The 18,573-nt window shown below is 41.2% G+C and carries 14 protein-coding genes and 1 tRNA gene; 7 read left to right on the plus strand and 8 right to left on the minus strand.

The genetic code is table 11. The features are described 5' to 3' along the window. Nucleotides 1–26: 26 nt before the first annotated feature. A tRNA-Ser gene (locus tag AACQ38_RS09395) sits at nucleotides 27–114 on the minus strand. A 213-nt stretch (nucleotides 115–327) separates the two neighbouring features. Here AACQ38_RS09395 and rcsD point away from each other — a divergent pair. Further along, nucleotides 328–3,018, plus strand: a complete 2,691-nt coding sequence (gene rcsD, locus AACQ38_RS09400) for a phosphotransferase RcsD (protein ID WP_165577968.1) — start codon at nucleotides 328–330, stop codon at nucleotides 3,016–3,018. A 4-nt stretch (nucleotides 3,019–3,022) separates the two neighbouring features. Beyond that, nucleotides 3,023–3,676, plus strand: coding sequence for a response regulator transcription factor RcsB (gene rcsB, locus AACQ38_RS09405; protein WP_011147265.1), 654 nt, complete (start codon nucleotides 3,023–3,025; stop codon nucleotides 3,674–3,676). 84 nt (nucleotides 3,677–3,760) lie between these two features. Here rcsB and rcsC read toward each other — a convergent pair whose 3' ends face one another. Next, nucleotides 3,761–6,577: a two-component system sensor histidine kinase RcsC gene (rcsC, locus tag AACQ38_RS09410; RefSeq protein WP_165577969.1), complete on the minus strand. Its 2,817-nt coding sequence runs from the start codon at nucleotides 6,575–6,577 to the stop codon at nucleotides 3,761–3,763. Nucleotides 6,578–6,749: 172 nt separating this feature from the next. Next, complete coding sequence (gene gyrA, locus AACQ38_RS09415) at nucleotides 6,750–9,386, minus strand: DNA topoisomerase (ATP-hydrolyzing) subunit A (protein ID WP_011147267.1); 2,637 nt, start codon at nucleotides 9,384–9,386, stop codon at nucleotides 6,750–6,752. A 222-nt stretch (nucleotides 9,387–9,608) separates the two neighbouring features. Between gyrA and ubiG the strand changes: the two genes are divergently transcribed. From ubiG to yfaE, 4 genes are all read left to right on the plus strand, one after another. Continuing rightward, a complete protein-coding gene (ubiG, locus tag AACQ38_RS09420; protein WP_011147268.1) occupies nucleotides 9,609–10,331 on the plus strand; it encodes a bifunctional 2-polyprenyl-6-hydroxyphenol methylase/3-demethylubiquinol 3-O-methyltransferase UbiG in 723 nt (240 codons plus the stop codon). A gap of 368 nt (nucleotides 10,332–10,699) precedes the next feature. Continuing rightward, nucleotides 10,700–12,991 (plus strand): class 1a ribonucleoside-diphosphate reductase subunit alpha, encoded by a 2,292-nt coding sequence (gene nrdA, locus AACQ38_RS09425; protein WP_011147269.1) that lies wholly within the window; start codon nucleotides 10,700–10,702, stop codon nucleotides 12,989–12,991. A 12-nt stretch (nucleotides 12,992–13,003) separates the two neighbouring features. Continuing rightward, nucleotides 13,004–14,134 carry a class Ia ribonucleoside-diphosphate reductase subunit beta gene (gene nrdB, locus AACQ38_RS09430; protein ID WP_011147270.1) on the plus strand — a complete coding sequence of 377 codons (1,131 nt, stop codon included), beginning with the start codon at nucleotides 13,004–13,006 and terminating at the stop codon, nucleotides 14,132–14,134. Next, nucleotides 14,134–14,400 (plus strand): class I ribonucleotide reductase maintenance protein YfaE, encoded by a 267-nt coding sequence (yfaE, locus tag AACQ38_RS09435; protein ID WP_011147271.1) that lies wholly within the window; start codon nucleotides 14,134–14,136, stop codon nucleotides 14,398–14,400. The genes nrdB and yfaE overlap by 1 nt, the downstream gene beginning before the upstream one ends. A 121-nt stretch (nucleotides 14,401–14,521) precedes the next feature. Here yfaE and AACQ38_RS09440 read toward each other — a convergent pair whose 3' ends face one another. The 4 genes from AACQ38_RS09440 to AACQ38_RS09455 all read right to left on the minus strand — a co-directional run bounded on the left by AACQ38_RS09440 (nucleotide 14,522) and on the right by AACQ38_RS09455 (nucleotide 16,337). Further along, nucleotides 14,522–14,902, minus strand: coding sequence for a type II toxin-antitoxin system YafO family toxin (locus tag AACQ38_RS09440; RefSeq protein ID WP_011147272.1), 381 nt, complete (start codon nucleotides 14,900–14,902; stop codon nucleotides 14,522–14,524). After that, nucleotides 14,902–15,522: a hypothetical protein gene (locus AACQ38_RS09445; protein ID WP_041380171.1), complete on the minus strand. Its 621-nt coding sequence runs from the start codon at nucleotides 15,520–15,522 to the stop codon at nucleotides 14,902–14,904. The genes AACQ38_RS09440 and AACQ38_RS09445 overlap by 1 nt, the downstream gene beginning before the upstream one ends. A gap of 159 nt (nucleotides 15,523–15,681) precedes the next feature. Next, nucleotides 15,682–16,101 (minus strand): type II toxin-antitoxin system VapC family toxin, encoded by a 420-nt coding sequence (locus tag AACQ38_RS09450; protein ID WP_011147274.1) that lies wholly within the window; start codon nucleotides 16,099–16,101, stop codon nucleotides 15,682–15,684. Continuing rightward, nucleotides 16,098–16,337, minus strand: a complete 240-nt coding sequence (locus tag AACQ38_RS09455; protein WP_011147275.1) for a FitA-like ribbon-helix-helix domain-containing protein — start codon at nucleotides 16,335–16,337, stop codon at nucleotides 16,098–16,100. The genes AACQ38_RS09450 and AACQ38_RS09455 overlap by 4 nt, the downstream gene beginning before the upstream one ends. Nucleotides 16,338–16,666: 329 nt before the next feature. Between AACQ38_RS09455 and AACQ38_RS09460 the strand changes: the two genes are divergently transcribed. Next, nucleotides 16,667–17,680 (plus strand): Gfo/Idh/MocA family protein, encoded by a 1,014-nt coding sequence (locus AACQ38_RS09460; RefSeq protein WP_041380173.1) that lies wholly within the window; start codon nucleotides 16,667–16,669, stop codon nucleotides 17,678–17,680. Between the two features lie 241 nt (nucleotides 17,681–17,921). Here the strand turns inward: AACQ38_RS09460 and AACQ38_RS09465 are convergent, their stop codons facing one another. After that, entirely contained in the window at nucleotides 17,922–18,428 is a 507-nt protein-coding gene (locus AACQ38_RS09465) for a contact-dependent growth inhibition system immunity protein (protein WP_165577970.1), read from the minus strand. Between the last annotated feature and the right edge of the window lie 145 nt (nucleotides 18,429–18,573).

An 18,573-nucleotide genomic window follows, 5' to 3' on the forward strand; every position in this document is an offset into this window, starting at 1 on the left:
CACAGAAAATGCGTAGGGTCACTATTTGGCGGAAGGATAGAGATTCGAACTCTAGGATGGTTTCCCATCGGCGGTTTTCAAGACCGCTGCCTTCGACCGCTCGGCCATCCTTCCATGACGCGGGATTATGCTCTTAACATGATAATATGTCTAGTCTCTATCGTAAAAATTCTGTGATTTTTTTACTATTCGCTCAATCCTCAATCTACAATATCCTTTTCAGCCCTGATCCTGCTAAAATTAGCCTAAATACATTGAATCATAAGATTCACCAATTTAACGAGCTCGCTAAACAGCCAAGCAATTATTAAGGCTTTTACTCAACGAATGTATAACAAACAATTTTCTATTAATTCATCAACCATAAACCGTTACTACGGTCTGTTCATTATTCTGCTTTTTGTTTCCCTGTTTTTATACAGCTATAACTACTTCAATGCCTGGCTAATGGGGAAAAAATATGCGCTAAATAGCGTTGCAACCAAAGTAGTATTACAGATAGAAGATTATCGTTACCACGCTAATTCTATCTTTAAACAAGCCAATAGCGCATCTTTTAAACCACCAGAGCTCGTCACACCAATGAAGCTACGGCCTGATGTTTACTGGCTTGAGAATCGTTATCAAACTATCGACACGATTATTTTTGGTCACCACAGCACTGCAAGTGTAGAGTTGGCACAACGCCTTTCCAATTATATGGAGATTTTGTGGGGCACCCGCAATGAATACAACTCCATGTACTATCTGAATGGTAAAGATAACAATCTGTTTCTGATAACCACTCACTCTATTCTTAAACCAGAATTGAGATTTAAAGAAAGTTATCTAACACTGACTGCCGAATCAAAACGTTCAGAAATGCTGATGCAATCCACCGCGTTAGATGAACGGGAAAATATTTCTTCAATCCATAAGTTAAATGGCGAAAATATCTATTTTTATACTTATCGGGCGACGTTCAATTCACCGGGTCAATTGGCAACAGTTATCGCTTTTGATTTGCCTATTTGTCACCTTCTTCCTATGGATATGGCAGCGGCCAACTTCAGTCTATTGTCGGATGACGAGCAACCCCCTAATGAAATCAATAAAGTCAATATTTCACAAAATGGTTTCTGGCTCGAATTTTCTCAATCACTTAAAGGTACGCAATACAAACTGTTGTATCGGATATCACTCAAAGATTTGCTAATCGATTTGTTATACAGAAACATCTGGTTGTTACTGGCTGATTCAGTCTTTATTATCCTGTCCTTAGGTGGGCTTATTTACATTCGTAGAAAATATATCGCGCCAAATGCCCTGATGAGCCACGAACTACAAGTCAAGGATGCGTTAAGTCACGATATTATCTCCAATATCCCCATTGGCTTATTGATTTATGATTTCTCAGTCAATCAGATAATTATGTGCAATAACATCGCCGACCATCTGTTGCCGAATGTCGATTTAAATAAAATTAAGATGATGGCCAAGCAACATCATGGTGTCATCCAAACCTCAATTGAGGATTCAGTCTATGAAATTAACATGTACAACCTTCGCCTGTTGCCAGAAACTTATCTGTTTTTACTGCAAGATAAAGATCAGGAAGCATTAATTAGCCGGCGTCTACAACTTGCCCATTTGGAACACGATAAGAGTGTACAAGCTCGGCGTTTTATGTTGACCAACATTCGTTCTGAATTAAAACAACCAATAAAAGAATTAGATCATCTCGCTTACCAACTGAAACAAATTCTTATAGAAGAAAATAGTGTTCGTATCGTCGATAATTTATTGACTAAATCTGAATATATATCCGACTGGATTGAGAATATTTCATTACTCAATGAATTAGAATCAGGTGAATGGCAAGCAAAAAATGAATCGTTTTCATTATCAGTCATTTTAGAGGATATTATTAAAAAAGTGTTTCCTAAAATGAATAACAAAGGATTGAATTATTATTATCATTGTAATATTAATCCTGAATCACTATTTATTGGCGATAGTACTGCCATCAGTAAGATCGTCCTGATGTTAGTCAATTATGCAATCACGCTTACATCTTATGGCAAAATATCTCTCATCGTTAACTATTCTCAGGAATACAAAGAACACATTCAAATCGACATTATAGATACAGGCGCCGGACTTAATTCAACAGATTTAACAAACTTGAATTATCCATTTTTAAGCAAAGCCACAGGCGATAAATATCAATCCAATTCAGGGCTGACCTTTTATCTGTGTAACCAATTATGTAGAAAATTAAATGGTCATTTTACTATAAACAGCAAACCCAACCTGGGTACGCACTATGCTATCAGTCTGCCCTTAATAATCGGCCAAGACCAATGCCCGCCGCTACTGGAAGACATTACTGCCTTGTTGGATATCAGCAATACGAAGATCCGTAAGATTGTACAAAATCATCTGCATCATTATGGCGCGGTTTACTTCGATAAAAAGCCAGAAAATATGAATCGAGAATACGATATCATGTTGACGGATAAACCCTACGATTCGGCAAAATCGGCTATATTACTGGTTGATAATCTGGCCGGCTTTGAGCAGATAAAACCTGACTATATTCGATGTAACTACAATCTGGGTGAAGCGGTTATCAATGCCATTTCGTTATTAATTGAGAGAAGTTTCAGTTTTAACGAATTCACGGCAAATTTAGAAATGTCAGCATTTAACGATGAAAGCAGCGATTACGATTTTGACAATGTTATAAATAGTTATCAAAAACAGCTAACTGATAGCGATTACCGACAATTATTTGTCGAGACAGTACCGATAGATATTAATAAGCTGTATACTGATATAGAACAATATGATCTGATATCGCTTTCGCAAACAGCACATCGCCTGAAAGGCGTCTTTGCTATGTTAGACCTAGAACTCCTCAAACTTTCTTGCGAAACACTGGAACAACACATAACAGACAGTAACGAAATAGAGATTAAGAATAGCATTAGCCGTCTTGAATCCTTCACCAAAAGGCTATTGCAGCAGGGTAACTAATAAGATGAATAACCTTAACGTCATTATTGCTGATGACCATCCGATTGTCCTGTTTGGCATCCGCAAATCACTTGAGCGGCTTGAATGGATCAACGTCGTCGCTGAGTCTGAAGACTCGACCACATTGATCAACAATCTGTCCTGTATTAAAGCAAACGTACTGATCACAGATCTGTCCATGCCTGGGGACATATACGGCGATGGGATCAATTTGATTAAATACATCAAACGCCATTATCCCAAGCTATCCATCATTGTTCTAACCATGAACAATAATCCAGCAATTTTAAGTGCTGTACTCGAACTTGATATTGAAGGCATTGTCTTAAAACAAGGAGCACCAACAGATTTACCTGATGTATTGACGGCCCTGAATCAAGGGGAAAAATTTATGCCAGACAGCGTTTCTGAACTGTTGAAAAAAGTGACGAAAACCCCCTATGGCGATAAACCGTTATCACAAAAAGAGAGTGAAGTTATACGTCTATTTGCCCAAGGCTTTTTGGTAACAGACATTGCCAAAAAACTTAAACGCAGTGTCAAGACTATCAGCAGCCAGAAAAAATCGGCTATGGTAAAACTGGGGGTAAATAACGATATTGCATTACTCAATTATCTTGCTTCTGTCACAATCAATACGAGCAATCACGTTCAGTAAATACCGTTCGTTATTTTAATATGAAAGTCGTCCTGATGCCCGGTAACCATTTGTTTGTACCGGGCATTTTTTTGTACCGGGGTTTCAAATCATTTGCGTCAGTGTCTGCCTGAGCGTCACCAGAGAAACCGGTTTCGACAAACAATCATCCATTCCTGCATCAATACAGCGTTGTTTTTCTTCTGCCAGTGCATTTGCCGTAATACCAATAATCGGCAGCTTACACCCATCATTCCGTAAATACATTGTTAACGCATAACCATCCATATTGGGCATATTGACATCCGTCAGAATGATATCAATCCCCCCGCTCTTCAAATATTCCAACGCATCTAATCCATCATTTGCCATCGCTGTTTGAAAACCAATGGATTTCAACTGATCGGCCAATAAACGGCGGTTGATAGGATGATCATCTACCACCAGAACCACAATAGTATTAAACCGAGTGTTTGCCTGAAAAACAGGTGGGGCTGTATTCAATACCACATGATGATTCGGTGAAATCAGCCGCTCAATCATTACCGACAAATCATGTAAATGGTAAGTGTTATGTAACCAATAGTTTTCTCTGATTTGTTCCGGTGAGCCAATATAGTCCGTCGATAATTCAATATAAGCATATACAGGGGAAATAACCGCATCAGGAAAATCGCTGATAATAATTTCACTACCCTCTGTGTTCTGCTCACTGTATAAAACCGTGTGTAAGCCATGATGAACCAGAAAACGCTGTAAAAATTCTTCCAGATAAAGATTGCGTATAGCCAAGATGATTTTCCGCTGAGACTCATTTATTAGCTGAGTTTTTGGCCTATATTTCGCACCATATAAAGGTAACCGAATAGAAAACATACTCCCTATCTGTGGTTGGGAAATGACTTCAATATCACCATCCATCAGATTGATAAGTTTTTCACAAATCGCCAGACCAAGCCCGGTTCCCTGAGATGAGCTTTCCGTATTTGGCATGATCTGGAAAAAGGGATCAAACAACTGAATAAGCGCTTTATCAGAGATACCGACACCCGTGTCCTTTATTCTGACGTATAAGTAATCTTTATCAACTGTCACATGGATAATCACACATCCGGTATCAGTGAATTTAATCGCATTATTTAACAGATTAGATATAACTTGTTGTAATCGAACCGGATCATTGCAAATATAATCTGGAACACCCGGTTCAATATAGCAATACAAGGTCAACGGCTTTTTCACTACTAACGGTAGATAGTTAGAAATAACATGAGAGATAACTTCCTGACAGGAAAATTCTCTAGATTCAATTTTAAGCTGTTTAGATTCGATCTTTGAAAAGTCGAGAATATCACTGATAATTTTTAGCAACAGCGCTGAGGAGTTATTCATCGTTGATAACAAACGGACAGATTCAGCAGGCAATGAATGTGCTTGTAATAACTCCAGGTTGCCAATAATACCGTAAAGCGGCGTTCTCAACTCGTGGCTGACGGTAGCTAAAAACATAGATTTAGAATAGTTAGCCTGCTCTGATGCTAACGCCATTTCCTGTAATGATTTTTCCATCCGCACACGGACACTAATATCAACCAAGACACAAATTGCCACCTCTTCATTCCTGTAGCGGGAATGAACAAAACTGATTTGCAAATGATGATGATTACTGGTGACAACATCAACATAACTACTGGTTCTGTCACAAATAATATGAATAATCCGTTCCCGATCTTCGTGCGTTAGCATTCTCAAATAATTATGTGCCAACTCATTACTCAGAATATTACTCCCATCACTGACCCGCAATATACTGATCCCAACCGGCGCTGAAGCCACAATTTTATGATTAAATTGCTCATGCTCTTCCAAGCGGATGGCATTCTCTTCTGCCGGAACAAACATTTTCCGCTCAAACAGATACACCAAGATAATGATGACAAAGGCAGATAATGCATTAAGCACAATACTGCTAATAATCTGTAGCTTAAAACCTTCAAAAATAGTTTTCAGTGACAGGGCATAAATGATACTGAATGAAGATGGCATTAACCGACGTTTTAGCAGTAAATCAGTAAAATTATCATCATAGCCAAAATAAGGCGCTTCCAACTGATAATCAGCATAATGAAGTTTATAGTCATCATTTGCTGGATAATGCAACACCGGGTGATTACTGCTATTCAATAACGTTATTGAAATTGGGCGGTCTTGTCTCTGAATAAAAGAGTCCAATCTGATGAATTGTTCAATGCCTATCATGGCAACCATCTGACCATTGACATATACCGGAGCCAACACGTAGAGATAGCCGCTATCAGATCTTGCACCCGGTATAACCCAATAAACATTTCGTTCTTTACCTTGCTCTTTCAGGCTGATAAGCCTACGTGAATTTTCATAAACTATTTTTTTCAACGTATCGGGTTCAGTCGTGGTATTACGGATAGAAAAACTTACCATACACATACTTTGCGTACCCACCAGAAAAACCTGATTCAACCCCTGAGGCGCAGCAAGATTATCCTTCCAATAGAAGATAAGATTATTTAATGAATTTAAATAACTATGAGTGTTGTTGCGAAAAGTATGACAATCAGCGTTTTGGTTCAACGGATGATAAGAAAACGCCGGGTTATTATGTGGAAAATCAAAAATAGCATTTTTTCCATTAGAATTCAGTAAATGCTTCTCTGTCATATATTGGATATCCCGCAGAACACTTGCTGTATGACGCACATAAGAGAGCGTGGAATCATAATTAGCATTGTATTCTTGCCGAATATCTGATTTAACTTCATTAAAGATATTAACCAGGTAAAAAGCTGTTAATAAAGCGCCCAATGCCCACAACATTAAGCCAAGCACCCGGAAAAGATAACGGGATATTTTCAGCGATGTACGAAAAGAAGAAAGATATCTCAAAAGGTTACCTGATAAAAACCAGCATTATTCAATGTCATTAATGACAAGATATACCAGAGTTTAAAGATTAAAAAGGCCCATCTGTTGCATATTTCGATATTAATAAAAATCCCTGTAAAAAAACAGGCACCGAAGTACCTGTTTCTTAAATTAAGTGAAAAAATATCTTCACTTAAACCGGATCAACTGACTCGCTGCTGTTAGCATCAGGTAAATCGGTGCTATCACTTTTCACCTCTTCCCCTTCTGCTGCCAACCCATCTTCATCGTCTTCATCATCTTCGGGCTCAGCAACCCGCTGTAAGCCGACAACTTTCTCATCTTCAGCGGTACGAATAAGTGTTACGCCTTGAGTATTCCGGCCAACAACGCTGACTTCCGACACCCTTGTACGTACTAATGTGCCAGCATCCGTAATCATCATTATTTGATCAGTTGGTTCAACCTGAATTGCCCCGATCACGTTACCATTACGCTCACTGACTTTAATTGAGATAACCCCCTGCGTTGCACGGGATTTGATCGGATATTCGTTTTCAGCGGTGCGTTTGCCATAACCGTTTTCAGTGACCGTCAGAATTTCTCCTTCTCCACGCGGGATAATCAGAGAAACAACTTTATCTTCACCATTTAGTTTAATACCACGTACACCGGTAGCGGTACGCCCCATTGAACGAACCGCTTCCTCTGCAAAACGAACAACCTTCCCTTCCGCGGAGAACAACATAACTTCGTTACTACCGTCAGTCAGGTCAACGCCGATCAGCTCATCACCATCATTAAGATTAACGGCGAGAATGCCCGCACTGCGCGGACGGCTGAAATCTTGCAACGCGGTTTTCTTCACGGTCCCACTGGCGGTAGCCATAAAGACATATAACCCTTCTTCATATTCACGCACCGGCAGAATCGCCGTAATTCGCTCATTTTGCTCTAACGGCAACAGGTTAACAATCGGACGACCACGGGCACCACGGCTAGCCTCCGGTAATTGATAAACCTTCATCCAGTACAAGCGGCCACGGCTGGAGAAGCAGAGGATCGTATCGTGGGTATTGGCAACCAACAACTTGTCAATAAAATCTTCTTCTTTAATACGCGCTGCGGATTTACCTTTACCACCACGGCGCTGCGCTTCATAGTCAGATAACGGCTGATATTTGACATACCCTTGATGTGACAGCGTAACAACAACATCTTCCTGATTAATCAAATCTTCAATATTGATATCAGCCGTATTTTCCGTGATTTCAGTACGGCGGGCATCGCTGTATTGCGCCTTAATTGCCAACAACTCTTCACGGATCACTTCCATCAAGCGCTCAGGATTTTCCAAAATGAACAGCAATTCGCCGATTAATGTCAGCAATTCACGATATTCATCCAGCAGTTTTTCATGCTCCAAACCAGTCAGTTTCTGCAAACGCAGATCCAGAATCGCCTGAGCCTGTTGTTCAGTCAGATAATATTTACCCTCATGCACGCCATATTGTGATTCCAGCCATTCAGGGCGGGCAGCATCATCGCCGGCACGTTCTAACATGGTGGCAACACTACCTAATTCCCACGGCTGAGCAACTAATGCAGCTTTTGCCTCGGCTGGCGTCGATGCAAAACGGATAAGTTCGATAATCGGATCGATATTCGCCAATGCCACAGCCAATGCTTCAAGAATATGGGCTCGTTCACGGGCTTTACGTAATTCAAAGATAGTACGACGGGTGACCACCTCACGGCGGTGGCATACGAAGGCCGAAATAATATCTTTCAGATTCAGCAGCTTCGGCTGCCCTTGATGCAGGGCCACCATGTTGATACCAAAAGAAACCTGGAGTTGAGTCAAAGAATAGAGGTTATTCAGAACCACTTCTCCCACCGCATCCCGTTTCACTTCAATCACAATCCGCATGCCGTCTTTATCAGATTCGTCACGAAGTGCACTAACCCCTTCGATGCGTTTTTCTTTCACCAATTCGGCAATTTTTTCAATCAGACGGGCTTTATTGACCTGATAAGGAATCTCGTGCACTAAAATAGTTTCACGACCATTCTTCTCATCCACTTCAATTTCCGCACGGGCACGGATATAAATTTTACCGCGACCAGTCCGATAAGCCTCCTGAATACCGCGACGACCATTAATAATCGCAGCAGTAGGGAAATCCGGGCCAGGAATATACTGCATCAACCCTTCAATGCTGATGTTTTCATCTTCAATATAAGCCAGACAACCATCAATAACTTCGGATAAGTTATGAGGAGGAATGTTAGTTGCCATACCCACTGCGATACCGGAAGAACCGTTGATCAGCAGGTTTGGTACTTTCGTTGGCATCACTTCCGGGATCTGTTCTGTACCATCATAGTTTGGCACAAAATCGACAGTCTCTTTTTCCAGATCCGCTAACAGCTCATGGGCAACTTTTGCCATACGCACTTCGGTGTAACGCATAGCGGCGGCTGAGTCACCATCAACTGACCCAAAGTTACCCTGACCATCAACCAACATATAGCGCAGGGAAAATGGCTGAGCCATACGAACAATCGTGTCGTAGACTGCACTATCCCCATGTGGGTGGTATTTACCGATGACGTCCCCGACAACACGGGCAGACTTTTTGTAGGGTTTATTCCAATCATTTCCCAGTACACTCATGGCATAAAGCACGCGACGGTGTACCGGCTTTAGTCCGTCTCGAACATCTGGTAGTGCGCGCCCAACAATAACAGACATCGCATAATCCAAATACGAGCTTTTCAGCTCTTCTTCGATATTGACCGGGGTGATTTCTCTGGCAATGTCGCTCATGGAGCCCACTATTCCTCATACATTCCGAATTCAAAGGTTTAGAACTATACCACAACCCAACAGTTTTATAAAAATCAGATACGGGTATTTAAAAATTAAGCCGTGTATACTATTTCAAAACTGATTCAAAACTGATTCAAAACTGACTCAGAACTGAATGAACCTTGGCAGAACTGAGTGAATCCGCCTGTTTAAAGAAAGTTTAAGGAGCAATAACCACTGATGAACATCAAAACCCCTTCCACCCCAAACAATGTTGATCAACAGGAAATAGAAAAATTTGAAGCGATCGCTTCTCGCTGGTGGGATTTGGAAGGTGAATTTCAGCCACTGCACCGGATTAACCCACTACGCCTGAATTATATTTTGCAGCGTTCTGGCGGTATTTTCGGTAAAAAAGTGTTGGATGTAGGCTGTGGTGGCGGTATTTTGTCAGAAAGTATGGCCCGTGAAGGGGCTGATGTGACCGGGCTGGATATGGGTACGGAACCACTTCAGGTTGCCAGACTGCACGCCCTTGAAACAGGTATCCCCGTGACCTATGTACAGGAAACAGTAGAAAGCCACGCCGAAAAATATCCACAAGCTTATGATATCGTCACCTGTATGGAAATGCTGGAACATGTCCCAGATCCACAATCGGTCGTTCACGCTTGTGCTCAGTTGGTGAAACCCGGCGGACACGTCTTTTTCTCTACCATTAACCGCAACAAAAAAGCCTGGCTTATGGCGGTAATCGGCGCGGAATACATCCTAAAAATGGTACCGAAGGGAACCCATGATGCGAAGAAATTTATCCGGCCATCAGAGTTGATAGGCTGGATTGACAGAACATCCTTGCGGGAAAAGCATATTATCGGCCTACATTATAACCCGCTAACGGATAAATTTAGCCTTGGTCACAATGTAGACGTCAATTATATGTTACACAGCCAGTATGTCTGACATATTCATCTGACAGACTAATAAAGCGGCAAATAAATCACATTTTCAGGAATTTTTTTACTCATTTTTGCCGGTGTTTTTGTCAGAGCAACCGCTAGTAATGATGCAGGCTTCCGGCTTTTTAATAAATTTTAGTCCTCAAGTTATCCACAAGAATCCGTATTTTTGTACACTTGATAAAAGCTGCTTTTAACATTATCTTGTTGTCATTATTTAGTGTACCCCCTACATATTGTGTTCCTTAACATTCCATTACCACTACTCTCTCGTTGGTTTTTCCGCCACTGAGGGGGTTATGTTTTGGTCTAAGTCAAAGACACAAAGCAGGTGGGAGCGAATCTGAAAGTAAATGTAAGGTATGCCTGTCCATGAACCATAGTCTGCTAGTAACAAAGCGTGATGGCCACAAAGAACGAATTGACCTTGATAAAATCCACCGGGTTGTTAACTGGGCAGCCGATGGACTGAAAAATGTCTCGGTATCACAAGTAGAACTGCGTTCCCAAATCCAATTTTACGATGGCATCAAAACCTCAGATATTCATGAGACGATGATCAAAGCTTCCGCTGATCTTATCTCCGGTGATGCACCTGACTATCAGTATCTGGCCGCCCGCTTGGCAATTTTCAACCTGCGTAAAAAAGCTTACGGTCAATTCGAGCCACCCTCGCTCTATGACCATGTATCCCGTATGGTGAAAATGGGCAAATATGACAAGCACTTGCTTGCAGACTACTCGAAAGAAGAATTCGAGCAAATGAACGAGTTTATTGACCATTGGCGTGATATGAACTTTTCTTACGCGGCGGTCAAACAGCTTGAAGGTAAATACCTAGTTCAGAATCGCGTTACCGGTGAAATTTATGAAAGTGCCCAATTCCTTTATATTCTGGTCGCAGCTTGCCTGTTCTCCGGTTATCCGAAAGAGACACGTCTGGACTATATTCGCCGTTTTTACGACGCGGCTTCCACATTTAAGATCTCTCTGCCTACCCCGATCATGGCGGGTGTACGCACCCCGACGCGTCAATTTAGCTCATGCGTATTGATTGAATGTGATGATAGCCTGGATTCCATTAATGCGACTTCCAGCGCGATTGTAAAATATGTTTCTCAACGTGCGGGTATTGGTATCAATGCAGGCCGCATTCGTGCGCTGGGAAGCCCAATCCGTAATGGTGAAGCCTTCCATACCGGCTGTATTCCTTTTTATAAGCATTTCCAGACCGCGGTCAAATCCTGCTCTCAGGGGGGCGTTCGTGGTGGTGCCGCTACCCTGTTCTATCCATTATGGCATCTGGAAGTTGAAAGCCTGCTGGTACTAAAAAACAACCGTGGCGTTGAAGGAAACCGTGTTCGTCACATGGACTATGGCGTACAACTTAACAAACTGATGTACGAACGCCTGATCAAAGGTGAAGAGATTACCCTGTTCAGCCCATCCGACGTTCCAGGGCTATATGAGGCATTCTTTGCCGATCAGGATGAATTTGAGCGCTTGTACACCAAATATGAGCAGGACAGCAATATCCGTCAGCAACGTCTGAAAGCGGTTGATCTCTTCTCCCTGATGATGCAAGAGCGTGCTTCTACCGGCCGTATCTATATTCAGAACGTAGATCACTGCAACACCCACAGCCCATTTGATCCTTTAGTCGCCCCGGTGCGCCAATCAAATCTGTGTCTGGAAATTGCACTGCCAACCAAGCCATTGAATGATATCAATGATAAAAATGGTGAAATCGCGCTGTGTACCTTGTCCGCATTCAATCTGGGAGCAATTGAAAATCTTGATGAGCTGGAAGAACTGGCTACTCTGGCAGTCCGTGCCCTTGATGCCCTGCTCGATTATCAGGACTACCCTATCCTTGCCGCCAAACAAGGGGCAATGGGTCGCCGTACATTAGGCATTGGTGTCATCAACTATGCTTACTATCTGGCGAAACACGGTGTACGTTACTCCGATGGCAGCGCTAACAACCTGACCCACAAAACATTTGAAGCTATCCAGTATTACCTGTTGAAAGCCTCTAATGAACTGGCGAAAGAACAAGGCGCTTGCCCGTGGTTTAAAGAAACCACCTATTCTAAAGGTATCCTCCCTATCGATACCTATAAAAAAGCGCTGGACACATTGACCAATGAACCGCTGCACTATGACTGGGAAGCATTGCGCAACGAGATCAAACAATATGGTCTGCGCAATTCAACATTATCTTCTTTGATGCCGTCAGAGACCTCTTCCCAGATCTCTAACGCCACCAACGGCATTGAACCGCCTCGTGGTTATGTCAGCATCAAAGCATCAAAAGATGGCATTTTACGCCAGGTTGTACCGGAATATGAGCGTCTGAAAGGTGCTTATGAACTCTTATGGCAAATGCCTGGTAATGATGGCTATTTGCAGTTGGTTGGTATCATGCAGAAATTTATCGATCAATCGATCTCTGCCAATACCAACTACGATCCGACACATTTCCCAAGTGGAAAAGTGCCGATGAATCAGCTACTGAAAGATTTATTGCTCGCTTACAAATATGGTGTGAAGACGTTGTATTACCACAATACCCGTGATGGTGCGGAAGACATTCAGGATGACCTGGAAGAAGTCGTGGAATCTGCTGATTCCGATTGTGAAGGCGGCGCGTGTAAGATTTAATTTGAGGAAGTTATGGCCTATACCACTTTTTCACAAGTCAAAAACGATCAGTTACAGGAACCCATGTTTTTTGGTCAGCCAGTAAATGTAGCCCGTTATGACCAACAAAAGTATCCGATTTTCGAGAAATTGATCGAAAAACAGCTCTCTTTCTTCTGGCGCCCAGAAGAAGTTGACGTGTCTCGCGACCGCATTGACTACAATGCGCTGCCTGACCATGAAAAGCATATTTTTATCAGTAACTTAAAATATCAAACGCTGCTGGACTCTATTCAGGGCCGCAGCCCGAACGTGGCTTTTCTGCCCTTGATCTCCATCCCTGAGCTGGAAACCTGGGTTGAAACTTGGTCTTTTTCTGAAACGATTCATTCACGTTCTTACACTCACATCATTCGGAATATCGTTAATGATCCGGCGGTTGTGTTTGATGATATTGTCACCAATGAAGAGATTCTGAAACGGGCAAAAGACATTTCCGCTTATTACGATGATCTGATTGAGATGACCAATCATTATCAGCTATTTGGTGAAGGCACACATCAGATTGCCGGTAAAACTATCACGGCTAGCCTGCGTGGACTGAAAAAGCAACTGTACCTGTGCCTGATGAGCGTTAACGCGCTGGAAGCGATCCGCTTTTACGTCAGTTTTGCCTGTTCATTTGCCTTTGCTGAACGCGAATTGATGGAAGGTAATGCAAAAATCATCAAATTGATCGCCCGTGACGAAGCACTACATCTGACTGGCACACAACATATGCTAAATCTGTTGCGCTCTGGTCAAGACGACCCAGAAATGGCAGAAATCGCCAAAGAGTGTGAACAACAGTGCTACGACCTGTTTGTTCAGGCGGCGGAACAAGAAAAAGAGTGGGCAGATTACCTGTTCAGCGAAGGCTCGATGATTGGCTTGAACAAAGATATTCTGTGCCAATATGTTGAGTACATTACTAACATCCGTATGCAAGCTGTCGGGTTGAAACTGCCATTTGAAACGCGTTCTAACCCGATTCCGTGGATTAACGCCTGGCTGGTGTCTGATAACGTTCAAGTCGCGCCGCAAGAAGTTGAAGTCAGTTCCTATCTGGTTGGTCAGATTGATGCTGAAGTTAACCCTGACGACCTGAGTGATTTTGAACTCTGATGACAAGCTATAAAGTAACCCTGCATGGTATGCAGGGTTATCATATCTACAGCTCTCCCGAACTGCATAACAGTCTGCTAGAGGCATTGGAACAAGGTAGAGTTCAAGCTGAATACCAATGCCGCGAAGGTTATTGCGGTTCCTGTCGTGTCAAATTGATAAAAGGCAAAGTCGGCTATCGACGCAAACCTCTGGCTTTTGTTAATGAAGGCGAAATTTTACCCTGCTGCTGTCATCCGCTTAGTGATATTGAGATTGAGCTTTAGTATTTATTTTAAAAACTAACACTCAATAATGAATACGAATATCCACACCTTGATCGCATGGACAAAGAATCCCCAAATTTATAAGGGCTTTTAATTTATTAACAACAGGTTATATAGTAATTTAGATGGAATGGAACTCCTCAACCCTACGCTCAAGCTCTGTAAGAAATGACGTTTTTGCTAATTCGTGAGCCTTCGGGCTCATAATACTTATCACCTGAAAACTCTTACTATCCATCCAATGCTGCACATACACTAAATAATTATCCGAACATCGATCAATCTGTGGCTTATATTTTTCCCACGGTATTTCATCTGGCATTCTAATATGCAATTTATAGATATTTGAATCTAAGGTTCTGCTATTATGTTCCCATTGACCATCCCGGCCAAATACAGAAGGTAATAACGCCGTCCTTTTCCAATGCTCTAACAACTTTGCATAAACTATTGCAACATCATGAAACTCAACATCTTTATGAACAGTAACACTGACTCCCATTATAAAAATTCCGGCTCTGACAGACCAAGGTTTTTATGTTCTGCTAATATCATCAATTTAACTTCTCTAGAAGTAGGTAAATTATCAGGATGATACGTCTTTGTCGGAGGCAGGCTTTGTTCAATAGCCGAAAGAATATCACACGCAGTATATTCAGAGTTCGCTATTGCTCGACCAAACTTTACAATATTCACCCGAAATATTTCTCGCTCAGACGGATCTGGAAAATTCTTACTCAGATTATCAGGTGACAGAACGATACGTACTGCTTCTTTTATCCTCATGCAATATTCAATGTTGTCATTGGCCAATTTTCTTATACGTACTGAATTTGAAAACAATCCACCACTCCCCTTAGCAATACGATGAGCGATAGCTTCAGATAACGACTTTCGTGTGTACTCATTCAGACTTTGCAAGTAAGCAGTTGCTTCTGACAAAGGCAGAAAAACTTGTTCATCTTTCAGGTTAAATGTCAATGTAGATATCAAACCTGCTGATTTTTGTATTTCAACAACCGTCATCGGTAGAACGGTACTTTTAGCCGGAACAGGAGCCAGAGACGCCAATAACGCCGCTGTCATCGCTGGGAGAGCCATTGTTTTCACTTGCCTCTTCATATCCTTACCACCTTCAATGTTGATATATACCCTATTGATTTCAAGATGCATCGCGGCGGCAAGGGAGTGAATCCCCGGGAGCATAGATAACTATGTGACCGGGGTGAGCAAGTGCAGCCAACAAAGAAGCAACTTGAAAGATGACGGGTATAGTTGTTATTAGCCCTTCCAAGGGTTGATAACAGTAAGCCCGGCAGCTTCAAAAGGTGATATGTCGCGGGTTGCAACAATCAGCCCATTCGCCGCTGCAATAGCCGCAATATACCCGTCAGCCTTCCCAATGGCTTTCCCCTCGCTCTTCGCTCGCGCCATGATCTCGGCATAAGCTTCCGAAGCGGCCGCATCGAATGGCAAGATACGACCGGTAAATAAAGGAACAACACTCCGCTCTAGGTTTCTATGCAGGGTATCTTTGCGCTTACCATTGGACAGCGCTGCAACCCCAAAGCGAAGCTCAGCCAAGCTGATCGCTGCCAAGTAAAGCGTCTCGACATTCTGTTCATCTATCCAGGCAACCACAGCGGGGTGGCCGCTGAGCCGCAGTGGCTCGGAAACCACGTTCGTATCTAGCAGTATCATTCAAAACTCATCGGCTCAGCAGGTGTCTTATCACGCTCGATCTCAAGATCGACGCCCTCCGCCTCGCGGCCGATTTTTGCCAGCAAGGAACCCAGCTTGATGCGCCCCTCCGGTTGTACGGCGTTTTCCAGAATAAACCGGATTTCGGCCTCAGCACTACGGCCATGTGTGGCTGCGCGTACCCGCAAGGCACGATGCACTTCGTCCGGTACATTTCTGACAGTAATGGATGGCATAGATTCATTTCCTCATTTAGCATGCATTGCAATCAATATATATTATTGCAATCATGGCTGCAAGCATGTGGGATAGAAAGAGAGCTAATTGCATTCAATCAAAACCCATTAGCAAAGAGTTGGAAAGAAATCAGCGGCTAAATCAGGTAAAGCTGGCAAAGCAATATATGTAGAAAAACCTATGGCATTAACATTTGATTCAGAAGTAAAAAACATGTTATATAATCATATATTGGAACGAAAAAAATGGGATAAATCAGAATTCTATTATAATCTCCACCAAGATTTTATTAAGAAAGAATTCGATATAAACATATTGGGAAAATAAAATGAAAAAAACAATAAAATGGGGCATTATTGGTTGCGGTGATGTTACTGAAGTAAAAAGTGGCCCTGCCTTTTATAAATTAGATAATTCTGAATTAGTTGCAGTAATGCGGCGCAACGCTAATTTAGCAGAGGATTTTGCTAAGAGACATAATGTCCCTAAATGGTATTCTGACGCTAATTCACTTATTAATGACAAAGACATTGATGCAGTATATATTGCAACACCTCCCTCTACACATAAAGAATATACCATTTTAGCGGCTAAAGCTGGTAAAGCAATATATGTAGAAAAACCTATGGCATTAACATTCGAAGAATGTAATGAGATGATCGCGATTTGTAAATCCCAAAATGTTCCCTTATTTGTGGCTTATTATAGGAGAGCATTACCAAGATTTTTAAAGATCAAAGAATTAATTGAGTCAGGTGCGATAGGAACACCAAGAATTGTAAGTTGTATACTTTACAGAGAGATAGAGAAATGTTACCAAGATCCTCATCATTTACCTTGGGTTGTTAATCCAAAAATTTCCGGTGGTGGGTTATTTGTTGATTTAGCATGTCATACTCTTGATATATTAGACTTTCTTTTGGGAAAGATTATTTCTGTCAAAGGACATGCAAATTCACAAGGGAATGCTTATCCCGCTGAAGATTGTGTATCAATGTCATTTATGTTTGAAAATAATATTCAAGGTGTGGGTATATGGAATTTTGTGTCGAACTCTAGAGGAGATAATGTTGAAATAATTGGTACTAAAGGAAAAATATCTTTCTCTACATTTGGAAATTCAGCCATTTCATATTATGACGAAAATAATAAATTACACCAATTTAATATTGATAATCCAAAGCATATAGAAATGCCATTGATTAATACAATAATTAATGAATTACAAGGAAAAGGATTTTGCCCATCAACAGGAGAATCAGGCTCACGAACCAGTTGGGTAATAGACCAAGTATTAAAAGACTATAGAATTAATAATTATTTACAATATAAAAATGAATAAATTAGTTTTTAGAGGGAAATAAAAAACAAATATATATGATCTTATTGAAAACATCGGAAGTTAATAAATGACTTAAAAGACTTTATTAACTTCTTTTTATTACCATTTTTATCAACTAAAACAGTTTTACTATTCATAAGATTTATTCTTAACAGAACAATGCCATATATTCTGTTTACTGATGATTTTATATAATGGATATCGCTATGATCAGTTACGAAATAAAACTTAGGTTCTTTAATCAAACATAACTCCTACAACGTGAAAAAGCCAATCGTAATGCCGCACCAACTTCCTCAGGAGAACTGTTTGCCGGAATAATGACATAATCAGCTTCAGAAATACCATCTCCAGACCAACCTTCCAATTTTTCATGGCTAGATGGTTGTATCGTTATCTCACCATCAAGCATGCAAATACTACAACTCAACATTTTCTTAAATAATCGGCGTTTTGAACGATAGCCATAAGATTTCATCATCTCCGTTATCCAATTTTTATACTGCTCATCACTTGCATCATGATCAAAATAATCCTCACATTCATCAAATGGGATTACTCTGCTTTTTGATAAGGCATCAAGTACAGCCTTTCCTAATTCTTGATCAGATACAATTGGCTGTAGTAAATGTTTGCTACCTAAGGGATCCGCTCTCAATAAACCATTGCCTGAATAAGTTTTAACAGAATAAAAATCCCCGTTGAACATAGCGCTTGCATTTAACCCTTGTTTAAAATCTGCATTCATTATTTCACCACCGTAATTTTAGCAGTAAGGCTTATTTAATAACTATTTGAATCTTTTCGAGATAATTAGTGGACACATAATAACTACTACGTGTCCACCTTAATTAACTCTCTAAATCAAAAATCATGAATAATCAATGCAAAAA

It is taken from the genome of Photorhabdus sp. RW14-46, assembly GCF_963887965.1.
In the GTDB taxonomy this organism is placed as follows: Bacteria; Pseudomonadota; Gammaproteobacteria; order Enterobacterales; family Enterobacteriaceae; genus Photorhabdus; species Photorhabdus laumondii.